General features: G+C 37.5%; 15 protein-coding genes. 9 read left to right on the top strand and 6 right to left on the bottom strand.

Translation table 11 applies throughout. From position 1 onward, the window contains the following. Positions 1 to 28: 28 nt before the first annotated feature. The 4 genes from ANA_RS20605 (at position 29) to ANA_RS20590 (ending at position 3,048) form a co-directional block, all read left to right on the top strand. Entirely contained in the window at positions 29 to 607 is a 579-nt protein-coding gene (locus ANA_RS20605) for a hypothetical protein (RefSeq protein WP_015083354.1), read from the top strand. Between the two features lie 167 nt (positions 608 to 774). After that, positions 775 to 1,683, top strand: a complete 909-nt coding sequence (locus ANA_RS26750; RefSeq protein WP_041458585.1) for a hypothetical protein — start codon at positions 775 to 777, stop codon at positions 1,681 to 1,683. Positions 1,684 to 1,687: 4 nt separating this feature from the next. Then, positions 1,688 to 2,395 (top strand): formylglycine-generating enzyme family protein, encoded by a 708-nt coding sequence (locus ANA_RS20595; protein WP_083881521.1) that lies wholly within the window; start codon positions 1,688 to 1,690, stop codon positions 2,393 to 2,395. A 368-nt stretch (positions 2,396 to 2,763) separates the two neighbouring features. Continuing rightward, positions 2,764 to 3,048 carry a DUF427 domain-containing protein gene (locus ANA_RS20590; protein WP_041458584.1) on the top strand — a complete coding sequence of 95 codons (285 nt, stop codon included), beginning with the start codon at positions 2,764 to 2,766 and terminating at the stop codon, positions 3,046 to 3,048. Positions 3,049 to 3,103: 55 nt separating this feature from the next. Here the strand turns inward: ANA_RS20590 and ANA_RS20585 are convergent, their stop codons facing one another. The 4 genes from ANA_RS20585 to ANA_RS20570 form a co-directional block, all read right to left on the bottom strand. Next, the gene (locus ANA_RS20585; protein WP_015083352.1) at positions 3,104 to 3,538 is read right to left on the bottom strand and encodes a TOBE domain-containing protein; all 435 of its coding nucleotides are present in this window, start codon (positions 3,536 to 3,538) and stop codon (positions 3,104 to 3,106) included. Between the two features lie 114 nt (positions 3,539 to 3,652). Beyond that, on the bottom strand, positions 3,653 to 4,426 hold the full coding sequence (hisA, locus tag ANA_RS20580; protein ID WP_015083351.1) for a 1-(5-phosphoribosyl)-5-[(5-phosphoribosylamino)methylideneamino]imidazole-4-carboxamide isomerase: 774 nt from the start codon (positions 4,424 to 4,426) through the stop codon (positions 3,653 to 3,655). Positions 4,427 to 4,525: 99 nt separating this feature from the next. Beyond that, a complete protein-coding gene (locus tag ANA_RS20575) occupies positions 4,526 to 4,840 on the bottom strand; it encodes a DUF3593 domain-containing protein (protein ID WP_015083350.1) in 315 nt (104 codons plus the stop codon). Then, entirely contained in the window at positions 4,837 to 5,172 is a 336-nt protein-coding gene (locus ANA_RS20570; RefSeq protein WP_015083349.1) for a DUF2499 domain-containing protein, read from the bottom strand. The genes ANA_RS20575 and ANA_RS20570 overlap by 4 nt, the downstream gene beginning before the upstream one ends. 26 nt (positions 5,173 to 5,198) lie before the next feature. Here ANA_RS20570 and csaB point away from each other — a divergent pair, with 26 nt between their 5' ends. Next, complete coding sequence (csaB, locus tag ANA_RS20565) at positions 5,199 to 6,245, top strand: polysaccharide pyruvyl transferase CsaB (RefSeq protein WP_015083348.1); 1,047 nt, start codon at positions 5,199 to 5,201, stop codon at positions 6,243 to 6,245. Positions 6,246 to 6,536: 291 nt separating this feature from the next. After that, on the top strand, positions 6,537 to 7,088 hold the full coding sequence (locus ANA_RS20560) for a YciE/YciF ferroxidase family protein (RefSeq protein WP_015083347.1): 552 nt from the start codon (positions 6,537 to 6,539) through the stop codon (positions 7,086 to 7,088). A 126-nt stretch (positions 7,089 to 7,214) separates the two neighbouring features. On the opposite strand, the gene ANA_RS20555 is transcribed toward ANA_RS20560, so the two are convergent. Next, positions 7,215 to 7,889 (bottom strand): fasciclin domain-containing protein, encoded by a 675-nt coding sequence (locus ANA_RS20555; RefSeq protein ID WP_015083346.1) that lies wholly within the window; start codon positions 7,887 to 7,889, stop codon positions 7,215 to 7,217. A 416-nt stretch (positions 7,890 to 8,305) separates the two neighbouring features. Between ANA_RS20555 and ANA_RS20550 the strand changes: the two genes are divergently transcribed. Continuing rightward, on the top strand, positions 8,306 to 9,100 hold the full coding sequence (locus ANA_RS20550; RefSeq protein ID WP_015083345.1) for a glutathione S-transferase family protein: 795 nt from the start codon (positions 8,306 to 8,308) through the stop codon (positions 9,098 to 9,100). On the opposite strand, the gene ANA_RS28350 is transcribed toward ANA_RS20550, so the two are convergent. Next, positions 9,074 to 9,202: a hypothetical protein gene (locus ANA_RS28350; RefSeq protein ID WP_256380221.1), complete on the bottom strand. Its 129-nt coding sequence runs from the start codon at positions 9,200 to 9,202 to the stop codon at positions 9,074 to 9,076. The two genes, ANA_RS20550 and ANA_RS28350, sit on opposite strands and share 27 nt — an antisense overlap. A gap of 37 nt (positions 9,203 to 9,239) precedes the next feature. Between ANA_RS28350 and ANA_RS20545 the strand changes: the two genes are divergently transcribed. Then, positions 9,240 to 10,970 carry a helicase HerA domain-containing protein gene (locus ANA_RS20545; protein WP_015083344.1) on the top strand — a complete coding sequence of 577 codons (1,731 nt, stop codon included), beginning with the start codon at positions 9,240 to 9,242 and terminating at the stop codon, positions 10,968 to 10,970. Positions 10,971 to 11,507: 537 nt separating this feature from the next. Then, positions 11,508 to 12,491 carry an RNA polymerase sigma factor, RpoD/SigA family gene (locus ANA_RS20540; RefSeq protein ID WP_015083343.1) on the top strand — a complete coding sequence of 328 codons (984 nt, stop codon included), beginning with the start codon at positions 11,508 to 11,510 and terminating at the stop codon, positions 12,489 to 12,491. The last annotated feature ends 666 nt before the right edge of the window (positions 12,492 to 13,157 follow it).

Here is a 13,157-nt window from a genome sequence, read left to right as displayed (position 1 = left end):
CGTTGCTTTATATACATAAAAATTTATTATGGATGAGGTTTCTACTAAGCTTTTAGCAATTTTCCAGAATGTGAATGAGTGGCTGAAGTTTGCAGAGGCTAAAAATGGTGTTCTGCTGGCTTTTTCTGGCGCTGCTATTACTGCAACTATCACTCTTTTAGCTACAGCACAAAATATTCCCAATTCTTTAAATTTCGGGTTGTTGTTAACAACGATTTTTCTTTGTATTTGCGCTTTGATTTGTTCCCTGTCTTTTTTGCCTAAAACAAATCTAGAGGATCTTTTGTGGTTGCGAGATAGACAAAATAAAAAATCACATTCTCAAGATCCAATAAAAGATAATTTTTGGTATTTTGGACATTTACAGAAATATAAACCGGATGAATTACTGGAAGTATTGAACGAACCCTATTTCAAGGGTAGTGTAGATATAACTAAAGTAGAATACAAGGAATATAAAGATATTGCTGCACAAATTACTATTAATGCCGAAATTGCTTTTTTGAAGTTTGAAGTTTTTACCTATGCGATAAAAGTTTTAATTACTTCTATTTTAATAATTCCCTGTTCAATTCTGATAAGTTTGGTTATTTATCGGCGTTTGTGATTTTCATGATATCTTCAATGATTTTTGACAACAAAAACGAAATATATATAATGTAAACATATACATTCTGTAAGGGTTTAGCAATGCTCAACCCCTACAGCAAACTATATTTAATATTCCCAATTTCATCAATTTAGATTTACTCACAGAAAATAAAAGCACCTATCATGTCAGAAGAAAACATTCGATTAACTGTAGTTCAACTTGATTTATTTCAGTCTTCAAAATCAACTAATTTTATTGAAGATGAATTAGGTGTAGAAGGTACGAAAATCTTTGTTTATAAGATTAGAGAATTTGTTAAAAATGCTTTTAATAAAACTTTTGAAAATCATGAAATCCATGAATATAATGAAATACATTCTTTAGGTGGAGATGGTTATCGCATATCATTTAAGGATGTAGATAAGGCATATACATTTGTAGAAAATTTTCGTAATTTGGTTGATAATTATAATCAACAAGACAACAAGAAGCGATTATTTCGTATTGCCGCAGCAACTGGTAAAGTTTTATATGATAAATCTCAATCAAATATTGATAAAATAATAGGACATCGTGTTTTGTTTACAGTTTCTCGAATGGTTACAGCAGCAGAACCTGGTTGGTTGTATGTTGATAAAGCAACATATCAAGCAATCCCTCAAAAGTCGCAAAATAATTTTATTCTGAGAAATATCGAAGGAAAAAAGCATGAAAATAATTTTGATGCTTATGCTTGTCCAATGTTATGTGATGCTTCGCCATTCATTCAGCCTTTTAATTTTGAAATTGCTATTATAGATAGGAAAAACAAAGTTAGTTACAAAAGCAAAGAAACTAAAGAAGTAAAAATTGAAGCTAAATACTTTATTGAAAAGTTAGATAATAATGTAACCCTAGAAATGATATCTATCCCAGGTGGAATATTCCAGATGGGAACAACAGAGGATGAAATTGAGAGGTTGTGTAAACTATATAATGAAGACTATTTCAGAGGATGTTTGAAAAGTATCAGAATTAATCGAGATCCCCCCAACCCCCCTTACAAAGGGGGGCTAAATTCCTCAAAGTCCCCCTTTTTAAGGGGGATTTAGGGGGATCTGCGGGTGTCAGATCCCACACGAGAAAGTTTTCAAACATCCTCTCAGACGAGAAGGAGAACAACATGGTGTAACTGTACAATCTTTCTGTTTCGGTCGGTATCCTGTCACTCAAGCGCAGTGGAAAGCAGTAGCTTCTTTCCCACAAATAAATCGAGAACTAAATCCTAACCCATCTCATTTTCAAGGAGCAAATCGCCCTGTTGAGTGCGTTTCTTGGGATGATGCGGAGGAGTTCTGCTTGCGCCTCTTACATCATACTAAAAAACAATACCGCCTTCCTAGTGAAGCAGAATGGGAATATGCTTGTCGCGCTGGGACAAAAACAGCATTTCATTTTGGTGAAACACTGAAAACAGATTTGGCTAACTATAATGGCAAATATGGTGGTGAAGGAGATTATCGACAGGAAACAACAGAAGTAGGTAGTATGAAGTTTGCTAATAGGTTTGGATTATACGATATGCACGGAAATGTATGGGAATGGTGTCAAGACCATTGGCATGATAGCTATGAAGGTGCGCCTACAGATGGAAGCGCATGGATAAATACAAGTCATAATCCAAAAGGAAGAATTCTTCGCGGTGGTTCTTGGTATACTGGTCTGGCAAATTGTCGTTCCATGCGTCGTCTTTACGCTAATTCAGGACAGGAACATAACACCTACGGGTTTCGAGTTGCTTGTAGTTCTTCATGGATTTTGTAGTTTTTTAGACTTTGACTCTTTCGCTTGCGAGGGAAAAATATTTTTTTTCAGAAATCAAGAATGATACGAGGAATTTATTCCTCATTTGAGGGCTGAAGCCCTTACTACGAAATCATCTCCAGATTTTTTACATTACTTAATCTACTTTGATTTATTTTCGTCTACTTACTTAATCTAATTTCCAATTAACAAGTTTCTGGACTATTTCATCGGTTTTTTTCACAGTCTTTAAATTTAGCAGGACTAAAATTTATTTCGATACTTGTGATTGCTATTTCGCAAAACTTTTACCAAATTTCAGTATATCACGTAAATAAATAGTTATTTTAAATGTCACAATATAAATTGTTAACTTTTTTCAAACTCACATCATGAAAGCAATTTGGAATGGCGCTATTTTAGCCGAAAGCAATAATACCGTAGTTGTGGAAGGAAATCATTATTTCCCTGCTGACTCTATCAAGAAAGAATATTTTCAAGACAGTAGCACTCACAGCACTTGTCCCTGGAAAGGAGTTGCTAGTTACTACAGTGTTGAAGTTAATGGACAAGTTAACAAAGATGCAGCTTGGTACTATCCTAGCACCAAAGAGAAAGCTAAAAATATCGAAGGTTATGTTGCTTTCTGGAAAGGTGTAAAAATCGAAGCTTAGTAAACAAAAAGATTCCCGACTTCTTAAAGAAGTCGGGAATCTAAGTTAAGTATTTCTAATCTTTTGCAATCACAATATCATTAGATTTAATCACAGCATAGGCTTCTGTACCTTCAGATAATTCTAATTCTTCAGCGGAAACTCTAGTAATCATGGAAGTTAACTCAACTTTCTGAACGATTTCTAGAGTTATTTCTGTATTTACACTTCCAGTTGTGACTCGTTTCACTACTCCTTTCAAAACATTACGCGAACTCACTTTTAATGCTTTTTTGGGACTAACAATTTCAAATTCAGGATGCTTAGTTTCTGCTTTTTCCTGTGAAGTTGATAATGATATGGACGGTGATGAATATTTATTAAGTCCCCGCACTAATTCCCGCAAAATCTCAGTTTTAGTCCGCTGGGAGTTTTGACAAAATTCTTCTAATATCTTGCGTTCTTCTTCGGATGTTTGAAATGTCACCCAACCCTGGTCTTTTCTTGGCATAAAATTACTAATTTATTGAGTAAATATAATCCTAATACAATACTAGCAATAATCAATACAATCAAGGGCGCAGACCCTGCGCCCCTACAGGTTTTTTTATATTGCTAATTCATTTTAAGCAATGCTAGAAATACTGAAATCTGGTGGTATATCTTGCAGTCTTCCCGGACCAATAGCTTGTAATCCTTCTTTGAGGATAATATCACCCGTATACAAGGCTTTACCAACTATCACACCTGTTACCCCTTGGGGTTCTAAAGCTAATAAACTTAATAAATCGGTGACAGAACTTACACCACCGGAAGCAATTACGGGTATGGAAATTGCCGCTGCGAGTTCTCGTAATGCGTCTAAATTTGGGCCTTCTAGTGTGCCGTCACGGTTGATATCAGTGTAAATGATGGCTGCTGCACCTAGTTCTTGCATTTGTACTGCTAGTTGAGTGGCTAATACTGTTGATGTTTCTAACCAACCACGAGTTGCAACTAAGCCGTTACGGGCATCTATGCCAATAATAATTTGTTGGGGAAATTCTTGACAGAGTTCTTGGACTAGCTGGGGTTGTTCGACGGCGACAGTTCCCAGAATTGCCCAATTTACTCCCAGATTAAATAATTGTACAACACTGGAGCGATCGCGCAATCCGCCCCCAACTTCAATGGGTATATCAAGATTATTTCTAATGGCTTCAATAGCTGCTAAGTTGACGATTTTCCCAGCTTTTGCGCCGTCTAAATCAACTAAATGTAGTCTTGTCGCGCCTTGGTCTGCCCACATTTTCGCTACTTCAACGGGGTTTTCGCTGAATACTTGCGATCGCTCGTAGTCTCCTTTATATAGTCGCACACAGCGACCTTCTAGTAAATCAATTGCGGGGATTACTTCCATAATTGGTAATTGGTAATTGGTAATTGGTAATTGGTAATTGGTAATTGGTAATTGGTAATTGGTAATTGGTAATTGGTAATTGGTAATTGGTAATTCTTTCTATTCCCTGTTTCCTGTTCCCTGTTCCCTGTTCCCTAATTCCTGTACTGCTTGGCGAAAACCTAAGACTAGTAAGATGTTAGCAAGGGTTAAAAAAACTTCGGCACTGCCATGTAACCAGTCTACATTGGCTAGTTGTTCTCCGTACTGGACTTTGGCGTAAATGGCAGCGGGGATGGTGATGGCGACAAATACCAATGTGCCGTAAAATCCATATAGGGCTAAACGTGGCATTTGTGGACTGCGGCTAATAAACCACAAGAAACCCAGATAGGGAAAGAGAGAAAGGGCAAAGAGGGTTTCTTTTGATATCATTGTTCTGATTTGATAGATTGTGTCTCAATGGGGCTTGTAGACTTGGTAGAACGCCAAATTAGATAAGCTGCTGCCCAGAGAGTAAAGTTACCAACTAATGTCATGGTAGCTTGTAGGGTGACTAACCATTCTAATGATTCGGAATTGTCGAAATAATGCCAAGTACAAGCACACATTGCGCTAATTAAAGCTGGTAACATGGCAAAGGACAATCCCCACCAACTCCGATTTTCTGTAAGTTCACCGTATATCCAAATTAGCCAAATTGCGGCTATCCACTCAATGACGCTAGAAATATGAATTATCCAGGTGGGAATCGAAAGGGCGTGCATAATTAATCTAAAATCTAAAATTTAAAATGGGGAAAATGCGGGTTTTATTGTCTGGGTATTACGGTAAGGGTAATGGTGGTGATGAAGCTTTGTTAGCCACACTTCTGCAAATGCTACCACTTGATGTTACTCCTGTGGTGCTTTCTGGAAATCCTGAAGAAACTCATCGGCGTTATGGTGTGGAATGTTACAACCGCATGGCGGTTTTACAGGTTATCAAGGCTTTGCGTTCTTGTGATGCTTTTGTTTGGGGTGGTGGTAGTTTAATTCAAGATGCTACCAGTCTGATTAGCCCTTTTTATTATGGGGGATTGATGGCTTTAGCTCAAGTGATGGGTTTGAAAACTGTGGCTTGGGGACAGGGTATAGGTCCTTTGTTGCATTTCCAAACTCGTTGGTTAGCAAAGGGAAATTTTACAGGTTGTACTCAAGTGAGTGTGCGCGATCGCTCCAGTTCTCGGTTATTATCAGATTGGAGTATACCCCATATCCTTGCCCCTGACCCGGTTTGGGCGTTAGATTCAAAGCCAGTCCCAGAATTAGTAGATTTACCAAAACCCAGAATTGCAGTTACGTTAAGAAATCATCCTCAATTGACAGAAAACAGGTTAGCAAATTTAACTCAAGCTTTAGTTAATTTGCAGAAAGAAACCCAAGCTTTTATTTTATTATTGCCATTTCAAAAAAGTGAAGATCTAGGAATTGCGGAAAAAATTCATACTCAATTACCAGATGTGAGTAGAGTTATTTGTTCCGAAGATCCACAAATTTTAAAAGGTGTATTTCGCGGTGTGGAAATGTCCATAGGAATGCGTCTCCATAGTTTAATTATGGCAGCAAGTGAAGGTTCACGTTGTTTTGCATTGAGTTATGATCCCAAAGTTAACCGATTAATGGAAGATTTAGAAATACCTGGTTGGGATTTAAAGGATTTACCAGATGATATACATTTAATTAGTAAAAGTTGGATTAATTATTATTATCATGGTGAATCTTTGTCACCTCATAAAATTCAATCTTTAATAAATGGAGCTTTTTTACATCGGGATTTGTTGAAGGAAGCTTTAAAATGAAATTTCCTCAATAGCACTTAAGTAGTGGATACAGCAGCTTTCAGCAGTCTAAACTGTGATTTGGATGATTTGGATGATTTGCATGATTTTGGGGATAAAAAACCCATTAATCATCTAAATCAAATTAATCACATAAATCATAGTTCAGACTTTTGTCTGATATTGTCACTGCAATCACAATTAAACTTCACACCCTTACTGTGTCTTTAGTAAGAAGAGAATTGGTCGGACTAGACGTAGGGTTAATGGAACGACTGTTAAAGGCAGCGAAATACCATTAGGAGAATCATCATGGTTTTAGTTAGCGAGCGTCCAGGGACGAAAAAAATCACCAGCTTACAACAGCAGTTTATCTATGAAATGAACATCATGTACGATGCTGAAAATCGCTTCTTAGAAGCCCAGCAAATGATGTGGCAATGTTGTCAAAATAGTAAATTGAAAGCTGTGATTGAGCCACATCTTCCAGAAACTGAACAGCATATCGAAAACCTGAAACAGGTTTTATCTATTTTAGGAGAGCAACCACAACGAATTACCTGTGATCTTGCGGTTGGTTTAATTAGTGAAGGTCAAAAATTTGCCCTTTTAGCTGCCGATAATCCCAAAATTATTGACTTAGGATTGGCAGAATGGCATAGTAAGATTGAACAATTGGAAATAGCTTGTTATCGTGGTTTAATTAAGGTAGCGGAACAAATGGGACAAAACCAAGTTGTCCAGTTGTTAGAGCAAAACTTACACCAAGAAGAACAGACAGCACAAAAGCTGGAACAGTTGATGATGCAGTTAGTTCAAGAAGCGAAGCAAACTGAAGCTAAGACTACTGCTAAAGCTCGTTAGTTTGATGGCTATTTCTTCAAAAAAGTCCAGTTTAAACTGAGTCTTTTCCCATAGTAAAATCCCCGATTTTTTTCGAGAATTTGGGGATTTTAACTTACGGATTTTGATCAATCAAATACTAAAAATCTATAAACTAGGAGGTAGAATCAAATTATCAATTTGATGAATAACTCCGTTGCTACCTTCAATATCTGGCTTGATTACCTTTGCATCATTGATTTGTACACCATCACTATCAACTTTAACAGTAATAGGATCTCCTTGTAAGCTTTTTATTTCTCCAGATTTCAAATCTCCAGAGAGTACCTTTCCAGAGACTACATGATAAGTTAAAACCTTCACCAATACTTCCTTATTTTCTGGCTTCAATAAATCCCGTAACGCTTCTGCTGGAAGTTTCTTAAATGCTTCATCTGTGGGAGCAAAAATGGTAAAAGGACCATCTCCCTGTAAAGTATCTGTCAGTCCTGCTGCTGCTAAAGCTTTGATCAGGGTTGTAAAAGATCCATTAGCATTAGCTAACACTACTAGGTTTCTGGTTTCTTTTGTTTCGGTTAGAGGTGCTGTTGGGGTGGGTTTAACAGTGGGAACTTCTGTTTCTGGCTGTGTGGGTGTGGTAACTGGTGCAGTTTCACTGGGCTTTTTACCACGATTGTAGAGCGGTTCGTTGAAAATACTTGGTCTGGAATTGGGATTGCGGACTTCTTTCGCTGGAGATGGGATAGTAGTCAAAAGACCGATACTCATTAATCCCATGATTGCAGTAATTTTGGTCAATAATTTGCTGTAATTAGCGTTCATAAATTTTGTTTGTATTGATTGCATATAAGTTATATCAAGATTTATCACATTCTGCCAACTAAAAAGGTTCTTGACTGAGGAACAAGATTTTTTGTAAAAATTTAGGTAAAGTTATCAAAGAATTTAGAAGTCGGTAGTCAGAAGTAGGAATATTATAATATCCAACAATTTCAACAATTTCAACAATTTCAACAATTTTATGCTGTGAACTATTTTGAAAATCTCAAGTGTCTGGAAAAATGCTCAATCAATTGACAGGCATAACAATCCGAGTTTAATTATCACACAAATTCGAGTAACTTTCAACTTGATGGGCAACAACTCAACCCAGAAAATGATAAATTCACAGGAAAAATGCTAAGAATTAAGGATACAATTATAAAATTAACAACTAAACAAGTTGCAGAATATACAATATGCTAGAACTATATCAGTGGGAACTATCTCAATTTTCCGAAAAAGTTCGTTTACTCTTAGATTATAAAGGACTGGAGTATCGCAAAATCGAAGTTGCACCAGGCATTGGCCAGCTAGAATTATTTCGCTTGACTGGACAAAAACAAGTTCCAGTGTTAAAAGATGGCAATAGATATATTGCTGATTCTACAGAAATCGCTAAATATTTAGATTCAGAATACCCAGATCGTCTGCTGATACCGATAGATCCCAAAAAACGCGCTTTGACTTTATTATTGGAAGATTGGGCTGATGAGTCAATCGGTGCTAAAGGTAGAAAGGCTCTATTTGCAGCTATTAGTCAAGATCAGAGTTTTCGTAAGTCGTTGTTACCAGTTTCCACTCCAGATATTCTCAGAAGTGTTATCGAAGGTGTTCCTGGTGATTTTCTGTCAGCGCTGGGTTTTGGTGTCGGTTTTACACCAGATGTGGTAAATGCGGCTGTTACTAGCTTAAAACAAGATTTGGATATTATTACCCAATTGTTGGTAGGTAGTCCTTATTTAACAGGTGATGAACCAACTTTAGCTGATTTAACAGTTGCTAGTTTATCAATGCTTTTGAAGTTTCCCGATGGTGCTTATTTGGATTTACCAGTATCTCTGAGAGGGAAAGGATTGTCCAGCATAGCCAATAATCCTGATTATGAAGCATTTTTTGCTTGGCGCGATCGCATCTATTCACAATTTAGAAACCCATTACCAGGAATCACACCACCCGGAGGAAATTCACCAACAAGTATTCAAATTGACTAAGGAATGGGTAATGGGTAATGGGTAATGGGTAATGGGTAATAGGTAATGGGTAATGGGTAAGAATTTCTTTCTCTGTCCTCCCTGTTCCTTAACAACTGACAACTAACAACTGACAACTGACAACGAACAACGAACAAAAATGAATTTGGGATTACCATTAGGTTCAGTTATTGAAGGTTCTCTGACTGGAGGTTTAGAAGTCAGATTACACCCAGATATCTCTGTAGAAGATATGCGGGTAGGTAAATTTCTCGTGGTACAGGGAATGCGATCGCGCTTTTTCTGTATGCTAACAGATGTATCCTTGGGTATGGCAAATGACCGCATTACAGCTAGTCCTCCCAATTGGGATGATAGTTTCTTGCGCGAAGTATTAGCCGGTAGCGGTACTTATGGGATGATCAACCTAGCACCCATGCTGATGTTTACCCCTGAATCTCCAGCATCTGGCTTTTCTAGTAATGGTAAATCCCCTAATTCTTTCATACCATCGTCTACGGGTTTAGCATCCTTTCAACCCCAAACCAGTACGACGATGGAATTATTACCTGTTAAAACTATTCCTAGTCACTTTAGCCAAGTTTACGAAGCCAAGGAAGAGGATTTTCGGAAAGTTTTTGGCTGGGAAGATGATCCTCAACGCAAAAACTTTTCTATCGGTAAACCCTTAGATATGGATGTGCCGGTTTGCATTGATTTAAACCGCTTTGTGGAACGGAGTAACGGGATTTTTGGGAAATCGGGAACTGGAAAATCTTTCCTGACGCGCTTGATTTTAGCTGGTGTAATTCGTAAGAATGCTGCTGTCAACTTGATTTTTGATATGCACTCAGAATATGGTTGGGAAGCAGTCGCAGAAGGAAAAAACGTCAACACTGTTAAAGGCTTAAAACAGTTATTTCCCGGACAAGTTGAGGTTTACACACTTGATCCAGATTCAACAAAGCGTCGAGGTGTTCGGGACGCACAAGAACTATATCTCAGCTATGAACAGGTTGAAGTTGAAGATATTAAATTATGTAATCGTGATTTAGGACTTTCTGAAGCGGCTTTAGATAATGCCAATATCCTCTTTACAGAGTTGGGTAAATCTTGGATTATTAAGTTACTAAATATGAGTAACGAAGATATTGAGATGTTTTGTGACGAAAAACGCGGACACAAAGGCTCAATTATGGCATTACAGCGGAAACTTTTTCGCTTAGATAGTTTAAAGTATATGCGTAGTGCTTGTCCGCAAAATTATATTAAAAACATCGTCCAATGTCTAGAAGCTGGAAAAAACGTAGTTATTGAATTTGGTTCCCAGTCAAATATGCTTTCATATATGTTGGTGACAAATATGATCACCAGACGGATACATGAGCATTATGTCAAAAAAGCTGATAAATTTCTCCAAAGTAAAAATCCTTTAGATCGGCCGACACCATTAATGATTACAATAGAGGAAGCGCACCGCTTTCTTGACCCAGGAGTTGTCCAAAGTACGATTTTTGGAACTATTGCTAGAGAACTGCGAAAATATTTTGTCACGCTTTTGGTAGTTGATCAACGTCCATCAGGCATAGATAATGAAGTCATGTCCCAGATCGGGACTCGGATCACCGCTTTGCTCAATGATGAAAAAGATATTGATGCTATTTTTACGGGTGTATCTGGTGCGGGTGGTTTACGCTCAGTCTTAGCTAAGTTAGACTCTAAACAACAGGCCTTAATTTTAGGTCATGCTGTTCCTATGCCAGTGGTTGTGCGGACTCGTCCCTATGATTCCACATTCTACGCCGAAATTGGCGCGATCGCTTGGGAAGAAAAAACAGACGAGGAAGTATTTACCGCTGCTGAACTAGCAAAAGCAGACTTAGGTTTCTAGTTTTAAATCAATAACTAACAACTAACAACTAACAACTAACAACTAACAACTTCGTAACATTCCTCCATTTCCAAGTAACTCAAGTTCGGTTATCCGGCTAGTTGAAAGCAACTTTAGAGGGAGTTTTCGCGTCACCATGAGTATATAAACACAGTTTTTGGAAGTTAAAGAAAAATAGTGATCAACTTTTTGCCTTGATTACTGAAATATTTATCATCTGGGAACTTTACTATTGACTCTGTTTGTCGTAACATAAAATCAAAGTAAACTCATACTGACTCCGGGTTTTAAACCGACTACTAGATAACTTAAAAAAAGAATTCTAGCAACCAACCCAATGTATTTCTGCTAAAACTCCAAAATTAAGAGAGGGTAACGAGACACATTTTTAGACTAGCAACATCTTAATAAAGGCTTAATTAGTGTAATTTTTGATGGTAGCTTTCCATGTTCATTGATGTATATTGTCAGCTTACGAATTGCCTTTGTTGAAAAAAAATATTGATTATGCTTAAAGAGTAGAGGATAAAAGCACCAATGGCTACAGTTAAAAATCATACAGAGAATGTCAATGCCAAATTTACCGCTGATATGGTAAGAACTTATCTGCGAGAAATTGGCCGTGTACCTTTGTTGAGCCGTGAACAAGAAATCATCTACGGTAAACAAGTACAGCAAATGATGGCACTGCTAGAAGCTAAAGAAGCTTTACGCAAAGAAATTGACCATGAACCTAGTTTATCAGAATGGGCTGCCCGTGTTAATCAATCAGAAACAGAACTAAATCATCTGATGGTACAAGGTAAGCGAGCCAAGCAAAAAATGATTGAAGCGAATTTGCGCTTGGTTGTAGCTATTGCGAAAAAATATCAAAAGCGGAATATGGAATTTCTGGATTTAATCCAGGAAGGAACTTTGGGATTAGAACGGGGTGTGGAGAAATTTGATCCCATGCGGGGTTACAAATTCTCAACCTATGCTTATTGGTGGATTCGTCAGGCAATTACCAGAGCGATCGCCCAACAAGGTCGGACAATCCGTCTACCAATCCATATTACCGAAAAACTGAACAAAATTAAAAAAGTTCAACGGGAATTAGCGCAAACATTAGGAAGATCACCCACACCTACAGAAATCGCCAAAGAACTAGAGTTAGAACCCGCTCAAATTCGTGAATATCTGAATATGGCGCGTCAACCAGTTTCTTTAGATGTGCGCGTCGGTGAAAATCAAGATACCGAATTGCAAGAAATGTTGGAAGATGACGGTCCATCACCAGAGTATTACACGACTCAGGAGTTTTTGCGTCACGACTTGAATAACCTGCTTGCAGAACTCACACCCCAACAGCGCCAAGTTGTAGCCTTACGCTTTGGTTTAGAAGATGGAAATGAACTCTCTTTAGCGAAAGTTGGTGAACGTTTGAACCTCAGTCGGGAACGAGTTCGTCAATTAGAGCATCAAGCTCTTGCACATTTACGTCGTCGCCGCGCTAATGTTAAAGAATACATTGCCAGCTAGGAATGTGAACACGCAACAGTGTAATTCAAAACATCCCTCTTGGTGATGAGCCTCCTGATTTTAAAACAGGGGGCAATTTTTTTATTTTAATTTATTTTGCGAAATCTGTGAATTAGAAGTTGTATGTATCTATGGGTCAACACCAAAATTCAATAGATTAGATAGGGCTTGCTGAAAAAGTCTTTTCGTGAGGGCTAGGAGTCAGGAGTCAGGAGTCAGGAGTCAGGAGTCAGGAGTCAGGAGGAAGAATTAGAAGGAGAGAAGAATAGTCTCAAATTTCAGAAAGTGATAGGTTTTTAATGGTTTCAATCCTTATTCCTTGCACCTAATTCACTTTTTTAACCGGGAAACTATTAATCTATCTAGGTTTTCGGTTTATTCAGCAAGCCCTAGATATTTCCCAAAAGTACACAATGACAATGACAAAGTATAAAAATCGCCAATCTCAATTTTACATCCCCCAACTGGATGATTTTCTGAAGTAAAGTATAAAGTTACTAAATAATCATAATCTCAGATTATTCCCCAAAATTATATAACTAGCGAGTTTTTGCTTAATTTTAAATTAAATATATAGATAAAACTTTTGAGGGAATCTTAGGTAATTAGTATTTAGTTATTATTGCAGAAATCCAGGAAACAACAATAGTTAACTTCATTACAGGA

Origin of the sequence: Anabaena sp. 90 (assembly GCF_000312705.1) — a bacterium.
Classification (GTDB): Bacteria; Cyanobacteriota; Cyanobacteriia; order Cyanobacteriales; family Nostocaceae; genus Dolichospermum; species Dolichospermum lemmermannii.
Note: the sequence above shows the minus strand (reverse complement) of the source record. Positions and strands in the feature narration are given on the sequence as shown.

Excerpts from the sequence above, each read along its gene's own strand:
- ANA_RS20555 (WP_015083346.1), bottom strand. The coding sequence starts at position 7,889 with ATGAACGCTAATTACAGCAAATTATTGACCAAAATTACTGCAATCATG.
- ANA_RS20585 (WP_015083352.1), bottom strand. The coding sequence starts at position 3,538 with ATGCCAAGAAAAGACCAGGGTTGGGTGACATTTCAAACATCCGAAGAA.
- ANA_RS20570 (WP_015083349.1), bottom strand. The coding sequence starts at position 5,172 with ATGCACGCCCTTTCGATTCCCACCTGGATAATTCATATTTCTAGCGTC.
- ANA_RS20575 (WP_015083350.1), bottom strand. The coding sequence starts at position 4,840 with ATGATATCAAAAGAAACCCTCTTTGCCCTTTCTCTCTTTCCCTATCTG.
- ANA_RS20540 (WP_015083343.1), top strand. The coding sequence starts at position 11,508 with ATGGCTACAGTTAAAAATCATACAGAGAATGTCAATGCCAAATTTACC.
- ANA_RS20560 (WP_015083347.1), top strand. The coding sequence starts at position 6,537 with ATGGTTTTAGTTAGCGAGCGTCCAGGGACGAAAAAAATCACCAGCTTA.
- ANA_RS20545 (WP_015083344.1), top strand. The coding sequence starts at position 9,240 with ATGAATTTGGGATTACCATTAGGTTCAGTTATTGAAGGTTCTCTGACT.
- ANA_RS20550 (WP_015083345.1), top strand. The coding sequence starts at position 8,306 with ATGCTAGAACTATATCAGTGGGAACTATCTCAATTTTCCGAAAAAGTT.
- ANA_RS26750 (WP_041458585.1), top strand. The coding sequence starts at position 775 with ATGTCAGAAGAAAACATTCGATTAACTGTAGTTCAACTTGATTTATTT.
- csaB (WP_015083348.1), top strand. The coding sequence starts at position 5,199 with ATGGGGAAAATGCGGGTTTTATTGTCTGGGTATTACGGTAAGGGTAAT.
- hisA (WP_015083351.1), bottom strand. The coding sequence starts at position 4,426 with ATGGAAGTAATCCCCGCAATTGATTTACTAGAAGGTCGCTGTGTGCGA.
- ANA_RS20605 (WP_015083354.1), top strand. The coding sequence starts at position 29 with ATGGATGAGGTTTCTACTAAGCTTTTAGCAATTTTCCAGAATGTGAAT.